A 684-nucleotide genomic window follows, 5' to 3' on the forward strand; every position below is an offset into this window, starting at 1 on the left:
GCTGGTCCGACAAGCCGGCCAAGCGATCGCAGAAGGACGTCGATGCCCGCTGGACCAAGAAGCACGGGAAATCCCACTACGGCTACAAGAACCATGTCAACGTGGACCGCCAGCACAAGCTGGTGCGGCGTTACCATGTCAGCGATGCGGCCCTGCATGACAGCCAGGCAGTGGATCATCTGCTGATGAAGGGCAACACCGGCGCAGGGGTCTGGGCTGATCCGGCGTATCGGTCCGCAGAGATGGAGGCGAGGCTCCGCGCATCCAGGCTGAAGAGCCACGTCCACCGCAAGGGCAAGCGGGGCAAGCCACTGACCGAACAAGGCAAGGCCAGCAACCGGACGAAATCCACCGTGCGCGCCCGGGTCGAGCATGTCTTCGGCGCGCAGACCAACGACATGGGCGGCACGCTGGTGCGCACCATCGGCTTGGTGAGGGCGAAGGCCAAGATCGGGATGAAGAACCTCGCCTACAACATGCGTCGCCTCGTCCAGCTGCGCAGTCTGAACCCCTGCCCGGCGTGATCCGGGCGTGGACGTCAGGCCGAGAGGGCCGAAGCACGCCGTGACCGGGCAGAACGGCGGCTGATCACGCCCCCGAACATCCTCACAAGCCGTTCTCGGCAGGTTTCAGGCAGCGAGGCAGGCCTCGATCAGCGGGAAGCGGTGAAAAATCGAGGTGCCC

At 64.9% G+C, this 684-nt stretch carries 1 protein-coding gene; it reads left to right on the top strand.

Going from position 1 to position 684, the window contains the following annotated elements; all coding sequences use genetic code 11:
• A partial coding sequence (locus FE811_RS27065; protein ID WP_140849601.1) for an IS5 family transposase occupies window positions 1-524 on the top strand: 524 nt, incomplete at its 5' end.
• Window positions 525-684: the final 160 nt, after the last annotated feature.

Source organism: Paracoccus sp. FO-3 (genome assembly GCF_006386455.1).
Taxonomy (GTDB): Bacteria; Pseudomonadota; Alphaproteobacteria; order Rhodobacterales; family Rhodobacteraceae; genus Paracoccus; species Paracoccus versutus.